The sequence below is a fragment of the Streptomyces sp. enrichment culture genome (genome assembly GCF_964273255.1).
In the GTDB taxonomy this organism is placed as follows: Bacteria; Actinomycetota; Actinomycetes; order Streptomycetales; family Streptomycetaceae; genus Streptomyces.
This window is the reverse complement of sequence record NZ_OZ186835.1, coordinates 132,120-150,586: the sequence shown is the minus strand read 5'-3', so window position 1 is coordinate 150,586 and position 18,467 is coordinate 132,120. Positions and strand designations below refer to the sequence as shown.

At 74.0% G+C, this 18,467-nt stretch carries 16 protein-coding genes; 4 read left to right on the top strand and 12 right to left on the bottom strand.

Annotation, left to right across the window (positions count from 1 at the left end; genetic code table 11):
- Positions 1–69 precede the first annotated feature (69 nt).
- A complete protein-coding gene (locus tag ACSU53_RS00690) occupies positions 70–1,551 on the bottom strand; it encodes an MFS transporter (RefSeq protein WP_437032951.1) in 1,482 nt (493 codons plus the stop codon).
- A 355-nt stretch (positions 1,552–1,906) separates the two neighbouring features.
- On the opposite strand from ACSU53_RS00690, the gene ACSU53_RS00685 reads away from it, so the two are divergent.
- On the top strand, positions 1,907–2,452 hold the full coding sequence (locus ACSU53_RS00685) for a DoxX family protein (protein WP_437024182.1): 546 nt from the start codon (positions 1,907–1,909) through the stop codon (positions 2,450–2,452).
- Positions 2,453–2,540: 88 nt separating this feature from the next.
- Here ACSU53_RS00685 and ACSU53_RS00680 read toward each other — a convergent pair whose 3' ends face one another.
- The 4 genes from ACSU53_RS00680 to ACSU53_RS00665 all read right to left on the bottom strand — a co-directional run bounded on the left by ACSU53_RS00680 (position 2,541) and on the right by ACSU53_RS00665 (position 7,537).
- Positions 2,541–3,755: a 4-hydroxybenzoate 3-monooxygenase gene (locus tag ACSU53_RS00680; RefSeq protein WP_437024180.1), complete on the bottom strand. Its 1,215-nt coding sequence runs from the start codon at positions 3,753–3,755 to the stop codon at positions 2,541–2,543.
- 288 nt (positions 3,756–4,043) lie between these two features.
- Positions 4,044–5,651 carry an MDR family MFS transporter gene (locus ACSU53_RS00675; protein ID WP_437024177.1) on the bottom strand — a complete coding sequence of 536 codons (1,608 nt, stop codon included), beginning with the start codon at positions 5,649–5,651 and terminating at the stop codon, positions 4,044–4,046.
- A 261-nt stretch (positions 5,652–5,912) separates the two neighbouring features.
- The gene (locus tag ACSU53_RS00670) at positions 5,913–6,665 is read right to left on the bottom strand and encodes a TetR/AcrR family transcriptional regulator (RefSeq protein ID WP_437024175.1); all 753 of its coding nucleotides are present in this window, start codon (positions 6,663–6,665) and stop codon (positions 5,913–5,915) included.
- A 239-nt stretch (positions 6,666–6,904) separates the two neighbouring features.
- The gene (locus ACSU53_RS00665) at positions 6,905–7,537 is read right to left on the bottom strand and encodes an HAD-IA family hydrolase (protein WP_437024174.1); all 633 of its coding nucleotides are present in this window, start codon (positions 7,535–7,537) and stop codon (positions 6,905–6,907) included.
- A gap of 114 nt (positions 7,538–7,651) precedes the next feature.
- On the opposite strand from ACSU53_RS00665, the gene ACSU53_RS00660 reads away from it, so the two are divergent.
- Positions 7,652–9,010 carry an MFS transporter gene (locus ACSU53_RS00660; RefSeq protein ID WP_437024172.1) on the top strand — a complete coding sequence of 453 codons (1,359 nt, stop codon included), beginning with the start codon at positions 7,652–7,654 and terminating at the stop codon, positions 9,008–9,010.
- Between the two features lie 31 nt (positions 9,011–9,041).
- Here ACSU53_RS00660 and ACSU53_RS00655 read toward each other — a convergent pair whose 3' ends face one another.
- Entirely contained in the window at positions 9,042–9,614 is a 573-nt protein-coding gene (locus ACSU53_RS00655; RefSeq protein ID WP_437024170.1) for an O-methyltransferase, read from the bottom strand.
- 341 nt (positions 9,615–9,955) lie between these two features.
- Here ACSU53_RS00655 and ACSU53_RS00650 point away from each other — a divergent pair, with 341 nt between their 5' ends.
- A complete protein-coding gene (locus ACSU53_RS00650; RefSeq protein ID WP_437024168.1) occupies positions 9,956–11,104 on the top strand; it encodes a PP2C family protein-serine/threonine phosphatase in 1,149 nt (382 codons plus the stop codon).
- A gap of 674 nt (positions 11,105–11,778) precedes the next feature.
- On the opposite strand, the gene ACSU53_RS00645 is transcribed toward ACSU53_RS00650, so the two are convergent.
- The 6 genes from ACSU53_RS00645 to ACSU53_RS00620 are packed head-to-tail and all read right to left on the bottom strand — an operon-like array spanning position 11,779 to position 17,039.
- On the bottom strand, positions 11,779–13,008 hold the full coding sequence (locus ACSU53_RS00645; RefSeq protein WP_437024166.1) for a cytochrome P450 family protein: 1,230 nt from the start codon (positions 13,006–13,008) through the stop codon (positions 11,779–11,781).
- A 10-nt stretch (positions 13,009–13,018) separates the two neighbouring features.
- On the bottom strand, positions 13,019–14,239 hold the full coding sequence (locus tag ACSU53_RS00640; protein WP_437024164.1) for a cytochrome P450: 1,221 nt from the start codon (positions 14,237–14,239) through the stop codon (positions 13,019–13,021).
- The gene (locus tag ACSU53_RS00635) at positions 14,236–14,856 is read right to left on the bottom strand and encodes a GTP-binding protein (protein ID WP_437024162.1); all 621 of its coding nucleotides are present in this window, start codon (positions 14,854–14,856) and stop codon (positions 14,236–14,238) included. The genes ACSU53_RS00640 and ACSU53_RS00635 overlap by 4 nt, the downstream gene beginning before the upstream one ends.
- Complete coding sequence (locus ACSU53_RS00630) at positions 14,834–15,187, bottom strand: DUF742 domain-containing protein (RefSeq protein WP_437024160.1); 354 nt, start codon at positions 15,185–15,187, stop codon at positions 14,834–14,836. The genes ACSU53_RS00635 and ACSU53_RS00630 overlap by 23 nt, the downstream gene beginning before the upstream one ends.
- Complete coding sequence (locus ACSU53_RS00625; protein ID WP_362096758.1) at positions 15,184–15,606, bottom strand: roadblock/LC7 domain-containing protein; 423 nt, start codon at positions 15,604–15,606, stop codon at positions 15,184–15,186. The genes ACSU53_RS00630 and ACSU53_RS00625 overlap by 4 nt, the downstream gene beginning before the upstream one ends.
- A 2-nt stretch (positions 15,607–15,608) precedes the next feature.
- A complete protein-coding gene (locus tag ACSU53_RS00620) occupies positions 15,609–17,039 on the bottom strand; it encodes an ATP-binding protein (protein WP_437024158.1) in 1,431 nt (476 codons plus the stop codon).
- A 740-nt stretch (positions 17,040–17,779) separates the two neighbouring features.
- Between ACSU53_RS00620 and ACSU53_RS00615 the strand changes: the two genes are divergently transcribed.
- Positions 17,780–18,220 (top strand): OsmC family protein, encoded by a 441-nt coding sequence (locus ACSU53_RS00615; RefSeq protein ID WP_437024157.1) that lies wholly within the window; start codon positions 17,780–17,782, stop codon positions 18,218–18,220.
- Positions 18,221–18,467: the final 247 nt, after the last annotated feature.

Below are 18,467 nucleotides of genomic sequence, written 5' to 3'. Positions count from 1 at the left end.
GGTCAGGCGCGCGGACGGCGGCGCGGGCGGCACCGGCCGACGGGCCCGGCCGGGTGGGAGCAGCACGTCTCACACCCGGCCGGGCCCGTCGCCTCCCTGCAGGCGTTCCAGGTCGGAGGGCCGGACCTGGATGGCCACGACGGCGATCAGTGCGGCGAGCACGGCGAAGATCGCCGCCGCGACGAAGGCGGCCGAGACCCCGGCGGTGAGCACCTCGTCGGACCAGGGCGGCGGCAGTTCCCCGGTGCGCCGGAACTGCAGCCGCTCCGCCGGGTCGGCCTGCTGCAGGAACCGCGGGATCTGCCGCTCGGCCTCGTTGGTGCCGGCGGTGCTGGACATGGTGACCAGGATGGACAGGCCGAGCGAACCGCCCACCTGCTGGGTCGCGTTGAGCAGACCGGAGGCCGCGCCGGTCTCGGCGGTGCGGACGTTGGACAGCGCCATCAGCGTCAGCGAGACGAAGTTCATGCCCATGCCGAGGCTGAAGACCAGCATCGGCCCCAGGACACTGCCCGCGTAGGTCGAGTGGACGTCGGTCAGCGTCAGCCAGCCCAGGCCGGCCGCCGCCAGGATGGCGCCCGCGACCATGAAGGGCTTCGGCCCGTACACGGGCAGGAACCGCGAGGCCAGCCCGGCGCCGATCGCGATGACGGCACTGACCGGCAGGAAGGCCAGCCCGGCCCGCAGCGGACTGAAGCCCAGCACGTTCTGCACGAAGAGGGTCAGGAAGAAGAACATGCCGAACATCGCCGCGGCCAGGCACAGCATGATGCCGTAGGTGCCGGCGCGGTTGCGGTCGGCGAACATGTGCAGCGGCGTGATGGGCTGCCGGGACCGCCTCTCCACCTGGACGAACAGCACCAGCAGGACCACGGCCGCGGCGAACGAGGCCAGCGTGAGCGGGTCCCGCCAGCCGTCCTGCGCGGCCCGGATGAACCCGTAGACCAGCAGCACCATGCCCGCCGTGGAGGTGAGCGCGCCGGTGAGGTCGAAGCGCCCCGGGCGGCGTTCGGACTCCCTGATCCAGCGGGGCGCGGCGAGCACGATGAGCAGCCCGATGGGGACGTTGACGAACAGCACCCACCGCCAGTTCAGCCACTCGACGAGCATGCCGCCGGCCAGCAGGCCGATCGCCCCGCCGCCCGCCGACACCGCGGCGAACACCCCGAAGGCGCGGTTGCGTTCCGGCCCCTCCCGGAACGTCGTGCTGATCAGGGCGAGGGACGTCGGCGAGGCGATGGCGCCGCCGACGCCCTGGAGGGCGCGCGCGGCGAGCAACTGCCAGGGGCTCTGCGCGAGTCCGCCCAGCAGGGACGCCACCACGAAGAGCAGCACACCGACGATGAAGACCCGCCGACGGCCGAGGATGTCCCCGGCCCGGCCGCCGAGCAGGAGCAGCCCGCCGAAGGTGAGCGTGTAGGCGCTGACCACCCACGACAGGCTGGTGGTGGAGAAGGCCAGCGACGTCTGGATGTGCGGCAGTGCGATGTTCACGATGGTGATGTCCAGCACCACCATCAGCTGGCACGCGGCGATGACCAGCAACGCCATCGCACTTCCGCCACCGCCGGTGCGCCGGGCGGTGGTGTCAGCGGAGGCCGACTGCGGACCCTGGGTCACGCCGGGCCTCCCGTTCGAGAACCCACCCGACGACCGTACGCCCGGCCCCCGTTGGTCACCACTCGGCCGGCCCCCGGCTGTCCGCTCCTGCAGCGCCTCCTCTTCGGCCGCCCTGTGGTGCGGGGCCGGCGCCCGGCGGATGAAGGTTCCGTGAGAGAGCACCCGGAGGAATTGTTGAACTTTCACGCGTCGGTTAGGGTCGGGATCGCTTGAAGGTTCAAGCGACGGGCCCTTCGGGGTCTGCCGTCCGTCCTGTTCGTCCGCCCCCGGAAAGGGCCCCCACACGATGACGTCCACGCTCGACCGCCCCCGCACCTCCGTCCCGGCCGGCACCGCGAGCCCGGCCGCCCACCCCTACGACGCGGGGCTGCTGGTCCTGCGCCTGGCCCTCGGCCTCACCATGGCCGCGCACGGCGCCCAGAAGCTGTTCGGCTGGTTCGGCGGCGGCGGACTGGAGGGCACCGGCCAGTTCTTCACGATGAGCGGCTATCCGGCGGGCGAGACCATGGCACTGGTCGCCGGCCTCACCGAGACCCTCGGCGGGCTGGCCCTCGCCGTCGGCCTGCTCACCCCGCTCGCCGGGGCCGCCGTGCTCGGCACCATGATCAACGCCATCGCCGTCAAGTGGGGCGGCGGCTTCTTCGCCCCCGAGGGCGTCGAGTACGAACTGCTGCTGGCCGCGGGCGCCGCCGCGCTGACCCTGACCGGCCCCGGCCGCTGGGCGGCCGACCGCTTCCTGCCTGGCCTGCGGGCCCACGGCCTGCTGCGCGGAGCCGCCGCCGTCCTGCTGGCCGTGGTGGCCGCCGGGGTGGTCCTGCTCGTCCGCGGCTGACCCGCCGCGTCCCCCGCGCCGAGCGTCTCCGCCCCGGCCGCCCCCGCCCCGCCCGCCGTACCCCGCGGCGGGCGGGGCGGTCGCCGGCTCAGCGCTCCCGGGGCCACCCGGTGTACCCCTCGGCGAGGTAGGCGGAGCCGGCGGCCGAGCCGGTCAGCGCGGACAGTTCGCCCTCCTGCCGCCGCACGTCGAACGGCGTCGCGCCGGGCGGGGTGTGCAGCATCGTGGTCATCCAGTACGAGAAGTGCTGCGCCCGCCAGACCCGGCGCAGCGCACGCTCGCTGTACGCGGCGAGCGGAGCGGTGTCCCCGCGCGCGACGGCCCGTTGCAGCTCCTCGGCCAGGATGCGGGCGTCGGCGAGCGCCAGGTTGAGGCCCTTGGCGCCGGTGGGCGGCACGGTGTGCGCGGCGTCACCGGCCAGCACCAGCCGGCCGTGGTGCATCGGCTCCTGGACGAAACTGCGGAACGGCAGCACCGACCTGGCGGTGACCGGCCCCTCCTCGAGGCGGTGGCCGTTGGCGCCGACCCGCGCCTGCAGCTCCGCCCAGATCCGGTCGTCGGACCAGTCGGCGACGTCCTCGGCGGGGTCGCACTGGAAGTACATCCGCTGCACGGTGTCGGTGCGTTGGCTGATCAGGGCGAAACCGCGCGGCGAGTGGCTGTAGATCAGCTCCGGAGCACTGGGCGGGGCCTCGGCGAGGATGCCGAACCAGGCGTAGGGGTAGGTGCGCGCGAACCGGGTGCGCCGCGCCTCGGGCACCTCGGACCTGCACGGGCCGCGGGAGCCGTCGGCGCCGACGACGAAGTCGGCGCGCACGACGTGACGGGTGCCGTCCGCGTCGGTGAACCGCAGCACCGGGGAGTCGGAGAGGAGGCCGCCGACCGACACGTCGCGCACCCCGAACCGCACGTCGCCCCCGTCGCGTTCACGGGCGTCGGCCAGGTCGGCGAACACGTCGGTCTGCGGGTAGAGCCGGGTGGAGGCACCCACCAGATGCTGGAAGTCGATGCGGTGACTGCCGCCGCCGAACGCCAGGACGATGCCGTCGTGGCGCGCTCCGTCCCGGTGCACGCGGTCGGACACGCCGCTGTCGGCGAGGAGGTCGACGGAGCGCTGTTCGAGGATCCCGGCCCGTGGGGTGTGCTCGATCTCGTGGCGGGTGCGCAGGTCGACGGCGACGGAGTCGATCCCGGCGCGGGCCAGCAGGTGGGTGAGCATGAGCCCGGCGGGACCGGCCCCGACCACGGCTATCCGGGTACGGCTGCGGACCGGTGGGGAGGGCGCGGACGAGGAGAAGGCCATGGCCCGCATTCTCGGGCCCGCCGCCCCGGAGCCGCGACCACTTCGGTGACGTCCGGGACGTCACCCGCCCGGCGGTCACCGGGCCACCGCCCTGCCCGGACCGGCGGACGGCGACGCCCTCGGCGGTCCCGTCCACGAGACCGCCCCCGCCGCCGACGAGGCCCCGGACCGGGGCACCGGCACGTCCGCGGCAGCAGCCGGCGCCCGCACCGCCCGGCCGGCGCTCACGGGGTGAGCGGGGCGAGCGGTGCGGGCGCCGGGGGAGCGGCGTGCCGCGGAAGCGGGGTGTCAGCCGCGGGGCGACGCCGGTTCGGCCTCCACGACCGTCCCGGGACCGGCCTCCTCGGCGAGCCGCTCCATGCCGCTGGTCGTCTTCAGCGGCTTCTCCTTGAGGAACACCACCGTGAGCAGCGCCAGCAGGGCGCACGGGGTGGCGATGAGGAACAGTTCGGCGGTGGCGATGCCGTAGGCGTGCTCCACGATCTCCCGGATCGGCGCGGGCAGGGAGTGGATGTCCGGGACGCTCGAGTCGCCGCCGGTCGCCTGGCCCGCCGGGACGCCCGCCTCGGCCAGACCCTTGGTCATCTCGCTCGTGACCCGGTTGGCCAGGATCGCACCGAGCACGCTCGTGCCGATGGTGCCGCCCATACTGCGGAAGAAGGACAGCACGGAGGTCGCGGCGCCCAGTTCGGCGGCGGGCACGTCGTTCTGGGCCGCCAGCACCAGGTTCTGCATCAGCATGCCGACGCCGACGCCGAGGATCGCCATGTAGAGGCTGAGCAGGGTGAAGGAGGTGTCCGCGTCGATCGTGGAGAGCAGGCCGAGGCCGACGGACATGATCACCGCGCCGGCGACCAGGTAGCGCTTCCAGACACCGGTCCTGCTGATCACCTGTCCGGCCACGGTGGACGACACCAGCAGACCGAAAATCATCGGCAGGCTCATCAGGCCGGCCACGGTGGGCGTCTTGCCCAGCGACACCTGGAAGTACTGGGAGAGGAAGACGGTGCCGCCGAACATCGCCACGCCGACCAGGAGGCTGGCGACGGTGGTGAGGGTGACGGTGCGGTTGCGGAAGATATACAGCGGGATGACCGGCTCGGGCGCCCGGGCCTCGACGAACACGGCGGCCCCCAGCAGCAGCACGCCGGCACCGGTGAGGGCCGCGGTCTGCCAGGAGGCCCAGTCGAAGTCGTTGCCCGCCAGGGACACCCAGATGAGCAGGGCGCAGACGCCCGCGACGATCAGGAAGGCGCCCAGGAAGTCGATCTTCGCCTTGCGCCGGACGACGGGCAGCCGGAGCGTGCGCTGGAGCAGCACGATGGCGAGCAGCGCGAACGGGACACCGATGAAGAAGCACCAGCGCCAGCCGAGCCAGGAGGTGTCCACCAGCACACCGCCGACCAGCGGTCCGGCCACGGTGCCGATGGCGAAGACGGCACCGAAGATGCCGGCGTACTTGCCGAGCCTGCGCGGCGGGATGATCGCGGCCATGACGACCTGGGCGAGGGCCGTGAGGCCGCCGGCGCCGATGCCCTGGATCACGCGGCTGACGATGAGCAGTTCGATGCCGTTGGAGAAGCCCGCGAGGAGCGAACCGACGACGAACAGGCCGAGTGACGACTGGAGCAGCAGCTTCTTGTCGAACAGGTCGGACAGCTTGCCCCAGAGCGGGACGGTGGCCGTCATGGCCAGCAGTTCCGAGGTGACGACCCAGGTGTACGCCGACTGACTGGCGTTCAGGTCGGTGATGATCGTGGGCAGCGCGTTGGCCACCACGGTGCCCGCCAGGATCGCCACGAACATGCCGGCCATCAGCCCGGACATGGCCTGGAGTATCTGCCGGTTGGACATGGGTGCGGGTGACGCCGGTGCGGGCGCCTCGGTTGCGGTCACAACATCTCTCTCAACGGTCGGTGCGGCAGAAGATCAGAAAGGAGGGAGGATCGAAGAACGGAACGCCGGGAAGGCGGCGGAACGGGACGGTGCGGGAGGTGCCGCAGGCGGGGGCGGCGTGACGCGACGGCCCGGGACGGAGCCGGCCGGCGCCCGGGGGAGCCGGACGGGACGGCCGCGGAGCCAGGGGCTCGCGGCGGACGCCGTGCGGCGCCGGGCGGGCCCTCGCTCCGGGGCCCGCGTCCCGCCGGCGTGCCGCGGTTACCGCGCAGGCGCCGGGAGCCCCGCCGCCAGCAGGTCGAAGACCTCGCGGAAGACCTCGGCGAAGGGGCGTTCGTCCTGTCGGAGCGACCAGTGCTCCACGCTCACCCGGACCGCCGCCCCCGCCACCGCGGCCAGCAGCCGCGGGTACAGCTCCAGCGCCCGGCGCCGCTCCGGCTCGTCCGCGTCGTCGCGGGGCGGGGCCGGTGCGGACGGCGAGTCGGCGCGGGGTTCGGGTACCGGCGAGGGAACCGAGGCCGCGTCGCTCGCGGTGGCGGCCCCGGAGGCCGCGTCGTGAGCGAGCCGTCGGCCGATCACCTCGGCGATGGCCGTCTCGTCGGCCATGTGTGCGACGAGATGGCGCACCAGCAGGTGGGGGGACGTCCGCAGCACCGCGGCGTGCAGACGCCACAGCTCGTGCTGCCGTTCGGCCTCCGCGAGCTCGTCGGCGAGCGCGTCGCGCAGCGCGTCCAGCGGCGCGAGGCCGGCGGGAGCGTCGAGCACCGCCCGGCGGATCCGTTCGGCCGCGTACGCGTCGATGACGACGAACGCGTCGTCGCGCGAGGTGAAGTAGTTGAAGAAGGTGCGCACGGACACGCCCGCGGCCGCGCTGATCGCCTCCACGGTGACGTGGTCCGCCCCGTGCTCGGCGGCCAGGCGTACCGCGGCCTCCGTGAGCGCGGCGCGGGTGGCCCGCTTCTTGCGCTCGCGCAGCCCGCCGCCCGCGGCTTCCTTCCCCGTCATGGATTGCATGCTATGCAAAGATGCATGCTCTGCAAAATTGTGGGCGGGGTGTCGGTCGTCACGTCACCGCCGGAGCGCCGGCCGCCCCGCCAGGGCTGCTTCGCCCGGGTCGGCGCCGGCCGTACGCTCGCCGGCCGGACGGCCGGCGACGGGCACCCGGACCCCCGCGGCCGAGTGGGGTCGGACACCCGGCGGACCGCGGACGGCGGCCGGGGACGGGAACCCGAGCCCGGCCCCGGTGCCCGGGCTCACTCACCCAGCACGGGAGCCAGCGCGTTCCTCAGGTCCGCCGGCCCGCGGAAGTGCGCCCCGGTCATGCCCAGGGCGGCCGCCGCCTCGACGTTCTCCCACCGGTCGTCCACGAACAGGCACCGCCCCGCCGGCACCCCCGCCCGCTCGGCGGCGAGCGCGTAGATCGCCGGATCCGGCTTGGCCACCCCCACGTGCGCGCTGCCCACGACGTGGTCCGCGAGGTCCGCCAGCCCCAGGGACGCGAGGTCGTCGTACAGCCGCAGCGTCGCGTTGGTCACCAGGACGAGCGGCAGATGCCTGCGGGCCCGCCGCAGCAGTGCGACCACCTCCTCGTCCGCGCGGAACGGGGCGTGGGCGAAGGCCGCCGCGAGGCCGCGCGCCAGGGCTCGTGGCACCCGGCCCGCGAGACCGCGCACGATGGCCGCCTCCCACTCCGCCGGTCCGATCCGCCCGAGCAGCAGCGGCAGGTCCACCTCCGGCGCGTAGGCCACGTCCGCCGTCGTCCCCGCCGCCAGCCCGGCCGCGTGCTCCAGCGCGGCCACCCGGCTCATGTCGTAGTACCGGATCACGTTGTCGAGGTCGTACAGCACCGCGTCGAACGGCCGCGCCGGGGCGGAGGAGACGATCATGCCGGCTGCCTAGCACACCCGGCCGGCCCCGCGGGCCCGAAGCCGCACATCGATACGGAGCCGCGCCGATATGGAGTTGCGTCGTGACTCGGGTCCGGCGCAGGATGACCGCTCGTGACCTCCAAGATCTCCGCGGTACTGCCGGATCTCTCGCCCTGGCGTTCCTCACGCGACTTCCGGCTGCTGTGGGTGCAGGGGCTGATCACGTACTTCGGCAGCTTCATGGCGCTGGTCGCCCTGCCGCTCCAGATCAAGGAGCTGACCGGCTCCCCGCTCGCGGTGGGCGCCATGGGCGCGGTCGAACTGGTGCCCCTGGTGATCTTCGGTCTGTACGGGGGCGCGCTCGCGGACGCCGTGGACCGGGGCAGGGTCATCCTGCTCACCGAAGCGGGACTCGGCCTGCTCGCGGTGATCCTGCTGGTCAACGCCATGCTGCCGGAACCCCTGCTGTGGCCCCTGTACGTCGTGGCGGCCGGGGTGGCCGCCCTCGCCGGACTGCAACGGCCCGCCCTGGACTCCCTGCTGGCCCGGATCGTGCCGCACGACCAGCTCCCGGCGGCAGCCGCCCTGAACGCCCTGCGCTGGCAGGCCGGGGCGATCGCCGGCCCCGCGGTGGCCGGCCTGGTCGTGGCCTACGCGGGCAACGCCCCCGCCTACGGCACCACCGTGGTCTGCTTCGCCGTGTCGGTCGCGCTGTGCCTGCGGCTCTCCCCCGCGCCTCCCGCGGAGAACGCCGACAAGCCCTCCCTGCGCGGCATCGCCGAAGGGGCCCGCTACGCCTGGTCACGGCCGGTGCTGCTGGGGACCTACGCCATCGACCTGGCGGCGATGTTCTTCGCCTTCCCGAACACGATCTTCCCCTTCCTCGCCGACGAACTGGACGCCGACTGGTCGCTGGGACTGATGTACGCGGCCGGGTCGGTCGGCTCCGTGGTGGTCAGCCTGACCAGCGGCTGGGTCTCCCGGGTGCGGCGCCACGGGCTGCTGGTGGTGTGCGGTGCGGCCGGCTGGGGCCTGGCCATCGCGGGTGCGGGCCTGCTGACCGACATCTGGCTGGTCCTGGTGTGCCTGGCCGTCGCCGGTGCGGGGGACATGCTCAGCGGACTCGGCCGCTCCACCATCTGGAACCAGACCGTCCCCGACGAGCTGCGCGGCCGCCTGGCGGGGATCGAGGTCCTGTCCTACAGCGTCGGCCCCCAGCTCGGACAGGTGCGGGCGGGCGCGATGGCCGGCTGGACCGGCACCCGTCCGGCGTTCTGGACGGGCGGTCTCGCCTGCATCGCCTCGGTCGGCCTGCTCGCCGCCGCCCTGCCCCGGCTGGTGAGCTACGACGCCCGGACCGACGAGGACGCCCTGCGCCGCCGCGCCGCCCACGAGGCCGCGTCCGGCGGTCCCGCTCCGGCGGACCCGCCCGCGCCGGGAGCCGGAACCGCGGGGGAACCCCCGGCCGCCGACCCGGTCCCCGGGGGCTGAGCCGCCCGCACCGCCCGGGGCTCCGCCGGGCTCAGCCCCGGCGCGCCGCGAGCACCGCCGTGCTCCGGGGCGTGGTGAGCACCTCGGTGGCGTCGAGGTCCGGATGGGTGAGGTAGAACAGGCGCAGTTCGTCCACCTCCCCCTCGAAGACCGGCGGCCAGTGCGGCGACGGCGTGAAGTCGTCGAGGATCAGCACGCCGCCGGGCGCCAGCAGCTCGACCACGCGGCGCGGGTCGTCCCGCTTGCCGCCGCCGTCGCAGAAGAACACGTCGAACGGGGCGTGCGCCTCCAGCAGCCGCCAGTCCCCGCTCAGCACCCGGACGCGCGCGTCGTCGGCGAAGAGACCGGCCGCCCGGCGGGCGAGCTCCGGGTCGCGCTCCGCCGTCACCAGCCGAGCACCCGCGCCCAGTCCGCTGTGCAGCCAGGCCGTGCCGACTCCCGCCCCCGTCCCGCTCTCCGCCACCACGCCGTCGGGTTTCGCCGCCGCGGCCAGGCGCAGCAGCCGGCCCACCTCCGGAATGCAGCTCCGGGTGAAGCCCGCCGCGGCGGCGAACCGCTCCGCCGCCGCCACCCGCTCCGGAACGTCCCGCCGTGCCGTGGTCATACCGCCGCCCCTCCCGACCCCGCGATGCTACCGACCGGGGGCAGGGCCCGGAGCGGGTCGCACGGATTCCGCCGTACGACCTCGCCGGATGCCGGACAGCGCCCGTGGCCCTGCACGCCCCTCAAGTTCCGCCCCTCCCGTGGCCCGCCCCTTCCCCGTCCCGGAATTGACGTCCCTGCGTCAAGAGACCGGTGCACGTCGGACCTTCCCGGGCACCCGCGACCGGGGACGGCCGCCCGTGTCCGCGCGTGCGGCCGACCGCTGTGCGGTCGCACGGGTCCCGGGAGTGGATGAGACTGGGGCCACCGTCAGGACGGATGGCACGAGGACGCGAAGTGCGAATGGGCCGCAGGGATGCGACAGAGGAACGGAGGCAGCGGCTCCGCTGGCTGCCGGCCGTCGTCATCCTCAGTGCGTTCGTGATGGACATCGTCACCCGGGGAGAGGTCAACACCTTCCCGGCGCTCTCCGCGGCCCCGGTGATCGCCGCTCCCCTGCTCTCCCTGGCCGGCACGATCACCACGGGAGTGATGGCGAACCTGGTCGGCCTCGCCCTGGTGTACCTGGAGCGGGCGCCGACCCGCGCGGACGTCGCCCCGTTCACGAGCCTGATCCTCCTCACCGTCATCGCGGCGGGCCTCAACGTCAGCCTGACCCGTGACCGGCGGCAGCTGGCCACCAGCCGTGAAGTGGCCGCAGCCGTCCAGCGCGCGGTGCTCCCGGACCCGCCCCGGCGCGTCGGGCGCCTGCTGGTGGCCTCCCGCTACGAGGTCGCCCACCAGGAGGCGGCGATCGGCGGCGACCTGTTCGCGATCCGGGACACCCCGCACGGCATCCGCATGCTCATCGCCGATGTACGGGGCAAGGGCCTGGAGTCGATCCGCACGGTCAACGCGCTGCTCGGGTCGTTCCACGAGGCCTGTTACCACCAGCCGGACCTGCCGGGCATCGTCTTCCAGCTGGAGGAACGCATGCGGGGGATCGTGGACGAGGCGAGCGGGGCGGACACCGAGTCGTTCGCCACCGCCGTCATCGCGGAACTGCCGTCCGACTACTCGGTGCTGCGTCTCGTCAACCGGGGCCACGAAGCCCCGCTGCTGGTCCACGACGGCCGGGCGGTGTCCCTGGAACCGTCCACGCCCGCGCTGCCGCTGGGCCTCGGCATGCTCGGCTCCGACGACGTCCCGGTCGACCGGTTCCAGCTGCCCCCGGGCGCGACGCTGGTGCTCTTCACCGACGGCATCGACGAGGCGCGGGATGCCCACGGCGCGTTCTTCGACCCGCGTCGCGCCCTGTCCCGGCCCCTGCCGTCCGACCCGGACACGATCCTCGACACCCTCCTGACCGCCGTGTCCCGTCACACGGGGGGCACTCTGACGGACGACGCCGCGCTCTTCGCCGTGACCCTGGGAGCCGACCGGCCCCCCGGCGGAACCGGCGAGCGGCACCCGGAACCGGCTCGGGGCGCGCGCCGGAACCGCGGCGCGTAGGCCGGGCCCCGGCAGTGGGCCCGGCCTGTGGTGGGGCCCGTGTCAGGCCCGCGTCAGACCCGCTCCGTCCGGTTCGTGCCCGTGCCCGTGTCCGCGCCCGTGCTGACGTCGGTGTCACGGTCGGTGCCGGTGCCGGTGCCGGTGCCGGTGTCCGCCCGGCGCCGGCCTGCCGCTCCCGGCGACGCCCCAGCAGGCCCGTGCCCGCGACCACCAGACCGACGGCCACCACCTTGGCCACCTGGAGGTAGCCCGCCGCCGGCGTCTCCGGTGTGCCCGGCAGGCCGTGGAACATCCACACCGCGGCGACGACCCCCAGCACGATCAGGCCGACGGCCCCCCACGTACCGAGGTCCGCCCACCAGGGGGCGATCGGATGGTGGACCGTCCGCCCGGTGTCCGGAATGCCATCCGTGCCTGCGGCGTCCTGCTCGGTCAAGGGTCGCGTCTCCCGCGTAGGGGCCCGCCGTCCGCGGGCCGTCGTTCGTGTGCCGGGTGTGGCCGGGGTGCGCGGACCGTCGTCCGCGGCCCGTTCGGGCCGTCACCGCGGCCCGTTCCCGGCCGCCGTCCGTGGAGGAGGACGCGGGCCGGGGCGGCTGGGTTCACCCCGGCCCGCGTCGTGTCCCGGCGCAGCCCCCACCGGGGAGTGCGCCGCCGCGCCGGTCGTACGGGTGGGCTCAGCCCGCGTGCAGGCGCACCGGGAGGCGCTGGTGGCCGTTGCTGATCAGGGAGGGGACCGGAGCGAGGTCCTCCGCCGGTTCCGCCAGACGGAGCTCGGGGAAGCGGTCGAACAGGCGCTGGAGCGCGATGGAGACCTCCATGCGCGCGAGGGGCGCGCCGAGGCAGAAGTGCACGCCGTGACCGAAGGCCATGTGCTCCTTGACCGTACGCGTCGCGTCGAAGGTGTCGGCGTCCTGGTGCCAGTCCGGGTGCCGGTTGGCGGCCGCGTAGGAGGCCAGGATGGCCTCGCCCCGGGCGATGGTCCGCCCGTCGGGCAGCGGGATGTCGGTGACGGCGAACCGCAGCGGCAGGTGCTTCACGGCGGGTTCGTGACGCAGGGTCTCCTCCACCACGTCGTCCCAGGTGATGGTGCCCTTGCGGACGTGGTCCAGCTGTCCGGGCCGGGTCAGCAGGGTGAAGACGGCCTGGTCTATGACGTTGACCGTCGTCTCGTACCCGGCGCTGATCATCAGCAGCAGCGTGTCGCGCAGTTCCTCGGGGGAGAGCCGGGCGCCGTCGCTCTCGTCGTCGCGGGCCGAGATGAGCAGGGACGTCATGTCGTCGCCGGGGGTGCTGCGCTTCTCGGCGATGAGCCGGTCCAGCTGCTCGTACAGCAGGGCCGCGTTGGCCTGGGCCTCGGCAGGGTTGAGCGTGGTGTCGAAGACGCCGTCGACCTGGGCGCGGAAGTCGTGGCGGCGGTTCTCGGGCACACCCATCAGATGGCTGATGACCGCGATGGGCAGGGGGTAGGCCAGTTCCTGGCGCAGGTCGACGGTCCGGTCCGCCGGAAGGGCCGCGAGACCGTCGACGATGCCGTCCACCAGGTCCTCGACGGCCGGCCGCAGAGCGGCTATCCGCCGTGAGCTGAAGGCGGGGGCCACCAGGCGGCGCAGCTTGCGGTGCTGCGGGCCGTAGGCGGTGAACATGTTCTCCACCGCGACCCACAGGGCCAACGGCCAGGTGCTGACGGCCTGTTCGAAGCCGGGCCAGTGCGCGCGGGCGTCCTTGGAGACGTCGGGGCTGGTGAGCAGCTGTTTCAGCAGGACGGGGTCGGAGACGGACCACGCCTCGACCCCCAGTATGTCCACGCGGGTCGCCACCCCGCGGGCCCGCAGGGCGCGTTGCTCGGATATGTGGTCGGCCCCGGAGGGATCGAGGACGAGGGGGGCCGAGGACTGCTCGGTCATGACCGGTCTCCTAGCGGTGCGTCGGGAACGTGACGGGCAGGGCTTCCAGGGCCCGGTGGAACGGGCCGGGGCGCCAGGTGAGTTCGGCGGCGGGGCGGCCGAGATCCGTCTCCGGCAGCGCGTCGAGCAGGTGGGTGACGGCCGTCTCCGCGATGAGGTAGGCGTGCGACCGGGCGGGGCAGGTGTGCGGGCCGACGCTCCAGGCGAGGTGGGCGCGGTTGCCCGCCAGCCGGCTCCCCGGGACGCCGTCGGTGAGGGCGGGATCGTTGTTGGCGGCCGCCATGGAGATCACCACCGGCTGGTGGGCGGGCAGCAGCACCCCGTCCACGTCGACCGGGTACGGCGGGTAGGAGATGCAGTAGTTCGCCATCGGCGGGTCGGTGTAGAGGACGGTGTCCAGCGCGTCGCGCACCGTGGACAGACCGGCGTGCAGGTCGGCGGAGAAGTCCTCGTCGGTGAGGATCTTCAGCACGGTGTTGCTGATCAGGTTGGTCAGCGGCTCGATGCCCGCGCCCCAGAGCGTGACGAGCTGATGCCCCATCTCCTCGTCCGTCAGCCCGGCCGGGTGCATGACCAGCCGGGAGGTGATGTCGTCACCCGGCTGCTCCCGGCGCAGCGTCACCAGGTCGGCGACGGCCTGCGCGAGGATCCGGTTGCCCTCGGCGGCGTCCGTGGCGTTGAAGATCCGTGCCATGCCGTCGGCGACGCGCAGTCCGATCTCGTCCGGGCAGCCCAGCAGGGCGCTCAGGACGCGGAAGGCGATGGGGAACGAGTACTCGGTGAGCAGGTCGGCCTCGCCGCGGAGGCGGAACCCGTCGATGGCCTCGTCGGCGACCTTCTCCACCAGGGCGCGCAGCGCGTGCTGGTCGACCTTGTCGATGGCCGCGGTGTTCGCGCCCCGGTAGCGGGCGTGCTCGGCGCCGCCGGACCGCAGCGCGTTGGGGCGCCACTCCATCATGGGCCGCACCGGGCACGACGCGGGGACCGACTTCTCCCAGACGCGCGGGTCGGCGGGGAAGTGCAGCGGGTCGTTGAGGATGCGGCGCGCCTGGTAGTAACCGATCACCAGGGTCGCGGGGACCCCGGGGGCCAGATCGACGGGGACCAGCGGGCCGTGGTCGGCGCGCATGCGCCGGTAGCAGCCGTGCGGGTCGGCGGCGAACTCGGGGGCGTACAGGGGGAACCGGTCCGGTGGGCTCGCCGGTCCCGGATCGGCGGAGGGCATCGTCATCGGAGGGTCTCCAGGGGTTGGGCCGACCGTCGTGCGGAGAGGTACTCGGTGAGCTTGATCAGGGCGTGCAGGGAGGAGGTGCGGTCCCGGGCGTCGCAGACCGTCAGCGGCGTCGCCTCGTCCAGGGCGAGCGCCTGGCGCACCTCGTCGTCCGGGTAGGCCGGCGCGCCGGGGAAGGCGTTGATGGCGACGGCGTACGGGATGGCCGCGTTGTCCAGCAGCGTGAGCGCGTCGTGCGAGGCGTCCAGGTCACGGGTGTCGGCCAGCACCAGACAGCCCAGCGCCCCCTCGGCCAGGTCCTCCCACAGCGGCTGGAACCGGGACTGCCCGGGCAGCCCGAAGAGGTACAGCGCGAGCCGGCCGTCCGCCATGTGGATCCGGCCGAAGTCCATCGCCACGGTGGTCGTCGTCTTGTGCGGAGTGCCCCGCAGATCGTCCACCCCGACGCTGGCCTGGGTGATGGGCTCCTCCATCCGCAGGGGCGTCACCTCGGAGACGCTGCCGATGAGCGTCGTCTTGCCGACCCCGAAACCCCCCGCCACCACGATCTTGGCCGACCGCGTCACCGAGGCCGGGACGTAGGTGACGGGCGGGTCAGACCATGGAGCGAAGTCCACGGAGCACCTCCTGCAGCAGGTCGAAGTCGGGCTGGTGGCCGGGCTCCGCGACGGGAGCGGCCAGATGGCCGGAGTCCATCAGCGACGACACGAGGATCCGGACCGTCGACGGCGGCAGCTCCAGCGCGGCGGCGATGTCGGCGACGGCCAGGCCGCCGCGGGAACCGGCGAACAGACGCATCACCCGGCGGGCGTCCGGACCCAGGGCGTCCGTGGGGCCGGTCGCGGCCACGACCACGCTCTCCGGACGCACGTCGGCGCGTGGCCGGACCTGCCCGCCGGTTCGGACGTAGGGCCTGACCATGTCCGGGTCACGCCGCGGCCCCGTCATGCCCGGGAGCCGCCGTCCACCGCCGGCTGTCGCTCCGCGGTGGCCATCTCGTGCCCGACGCGGGTCGCCAGCCGCACCATGTGGTGCGAGATCAGTCCCACGTCGGCGTCCGGGCCGGTGGTGCACACCGAGAGCATGGTGTTCCTGGCCGCGGTGGTCGTCAGACCGATGCAGCCGACCGACTCGATCAGCAGCTGCCGCATGCCGTCGCCGCCGGTGAACTCGTCCCAGGCCTTCCCCGCGGCCCGCAGCGCCGCCGTCAGCGCCGCGAACTTCTCCCCGTCGTCCTGCCCGATCGTCTCGGTACGGGCCTTCAGGAGTCCGTCGCTGCTCATGAGGACGGCGTACCGCACGCCTTCGACGGTGCCGAGTTCCTGGTCGAGCAGCCAGCCCAGGCTGTTGGAATGTGTGTCTCGCACGGTCAGTGTCCTTCGTCGTGTGCGTCGTGTGCGGGGGTCGCCTCGGGATCTTCGGGGGGCGGGGACGGATGGTCCTGACGGCCGCGGCGGGTGCCCTCGGCCCAGGCCGCGGCGATCGCGGGACGGCCGGGCTCGGCCGCGGCGGGCTCGGGGGCGGTGCGCCGCGCCGGGCCGGGCACCGCCGACCGCCTGCGGACGGTGAGCCCGCTGGCGGTGGTGGCCGGTGCGGCGGGCTCCGCCTCCGGCGCGCGCTCGGGCCGCGGCTCGGAGGCGGGCGCCGGCACCGAAGGCACCGGCGGCACCGACGGCTTCGCGGCGGCCACGACCGCCTCGGGTGCCGGCGTGGTGAGCAGGTTCTTCGGCAGGACGAGCATGGCGCGGGTGCCCTGGTAGATGTTCGGCGCGGTCAACTCGACCCGGAAGCCGTACTCCTCGGCCAGCAGCGACGCCACGCGCAGCCCGGTCTGGGGGTGGGCGCCCAGGCGGGTGATGTCGTCGCGCTGCTCACCGGACATCACGTTGCTGGCCCACAGCAGCCGCTCGTCGTCCATGCGCAGTCCGGCGTCGTCCACGACCAGGAAGCAGGCGTGGTGGCCCTGTTCGAGGGAGACGTGCACCTTGGCGGCGGGCGGCGAGTAGCGCAGGGCGTTGTCCAGCAGCACGGCGAGGGCGTGCACGACCGCCTCCACCGCGCGGCCCTCGACGACCACGGACCCCATCTCGGGGTGCTCGACCCGCTCGTAGCCCTCGATCCGGCCCATCGCCGACCGGACGATGTCGGTGAGCGAGGTGGCGGGCCAGCGGCGGGAGAGCTTGTCCCCGGCGAGCACCGCGTACCCGGACGCCGTGAGCAGCATCTGCTGCGCCAGGTGGTCGATCTCCACCAGGGTCGCGTACGCCTCGTCGGAGATGTGGCGGCGCACTCCGCGGCTGACCGTCCGGCCGAGCCGCGCCGCGCGCGCCACCACGTTGTTGGCGAAGCCGCGCACCGCGGCACGGGCCACACCCACGGACTCCTCGCGCACCTGCGCGATCTGACGTTCCGTCTCCTGCTTGACCAGTTCGGCGTCCCGGGCGGCCGCCGTGCGTTCCTGGGCCCGGACCTCCTCCACCGCCGAGGTCACCGCCGCGGGGAGCGCCCTGAGCCGCTCGGCGAGCGGTGTCCCGTGCAGGGACGCGGGAACGATCGGGCCGGTGTCGGGGCTCACGCCGTCCGGCCCCTGCGCCTGCGCCAGGGCCGCGGGGAGCACGGTCGTGGTGATCCGGTCCAGGCACTGCTCGGTGGCGAGGAGCTGCTGGGTGAGCAGATCGGCGTGCCGCTGAAGCGAGTCGGCCCGGCGCCGGTCCTCCTCGCGCCGACGCCGGAAGTGCCACACGCCCCCGACGCCGGTCACCGTCAGCAACGCGGTGGCGGTCCATAACAGTTCAGTCATCAGGTCCTCACGGATCAGCAAGCCGTCGGGGTGCGGGGGGAGGGGCGGAGCGGGACGGCCCGGCTCCGAGCCGGTGACCGGGGTTCGTGGCGAGGGGCGGACGTGCGGCCGGCGGGCGGCGGCGCTGTGCCGGATCACCCGGGGGAGTGCGGCACCGGACGGGTGTGCGGGGCCGGAGTGGTGGGAGCGACCGGCTTCCGGTGCCGTGCCGGTGACGTCGCCCGATCGCGGCCGGGGTCCTAACAAGCCAGATCCGGCCCGTGTGCCGCGATCCGTATCGAGGGGGCACGGCGGCGCCCCTCCGCGCGCGTGCGCAGCACCGTCCCGAGGGGCCCCCGGCCCCGGTTCCCGGAGGCCGGGAACACGTCGGTGCGGACAGCGGCGAGGGCGTGCGACATGGATCTCCCAGGAACGGAACGAGGGCGTGCACGTGCAGAGGACCCAGCGCATGCCGGGTCCACTGGTGGCCTTCGGCTACGGACCATACCCCTCGCGCTCACGTCTTGTACCGGCTTGGTGACGGCGGACCCCCAACGCCGTGGATTTGCTCCGAGAAGTCGGGGTCGCCCGCGGCTCCGGCTGGCTGAAAAGGGCTCCTGTGCGCCGTGCTTTCGGCTGCCGGATCGGCCAACAAGCGTTCGATCAGGCTGAGTTGCGCGCCGGGATGCCGCCCGGCGCACGCCCGGCGCGCGGGAGCGGATGCCCCGCTCCGCGCGCACCGGGCGGTTACCGTCTGCCGCATGAGCGAGAACACAGAGCGGTCCGTCGTCGTCCGGCGCACCGCGGCCGGCCGTTTTACGGCGACCAACCCCCGTGGCGGGACGATCGACTTCAGCACCGTCCCGGGCGACGCCCCGGCCACCGAGTTCAGCCCCGTCGAACTCCTGCTCGCCGCGATCGGTGGCTGCACCGCGGCGGACGTCGACGCGGCGACCAGCCGGCACATCGAGCCGAGCGAGTTCACGGTCACCGTGTCCGGCGACAAGATCAGCGACGAGCTCGGCAACCGCATGACCGGCCTGAAGGTCGCCTTCACCGTCGCCTTCCCGGACGGGGACGGCGCGGAGCGCGCCCGCACCGTCCTGCCACGTGCCGTCCGGACCTCCCACGAGCGTCTGTGCACGGTCAGCCGCACCGTCGAACTCGGCACACCGGTCACGACGACGGTCGACGCGCCGTGACGCGGCACTGACCGTCCCGGGGCGGCATGGCCCCGGCCACGGTCACGACGGGCCGAAGCCCGCCCCGGCCCGTCGTGACGCACCCGCCCCCACTGCCGGGGCCTGGCCGGCCCACTGGTTCTGCACCGTCAGCCGGCGTCCGCGTCCGGCGTCCGGCTCCGCGTCCGGCGTACGCGTCCTGGGTCCGGCTCCGCGTCCGGCGTACGCGTCCTGCGTCCGGCGCACCGGCTCGTCCGGTCTCACGCCG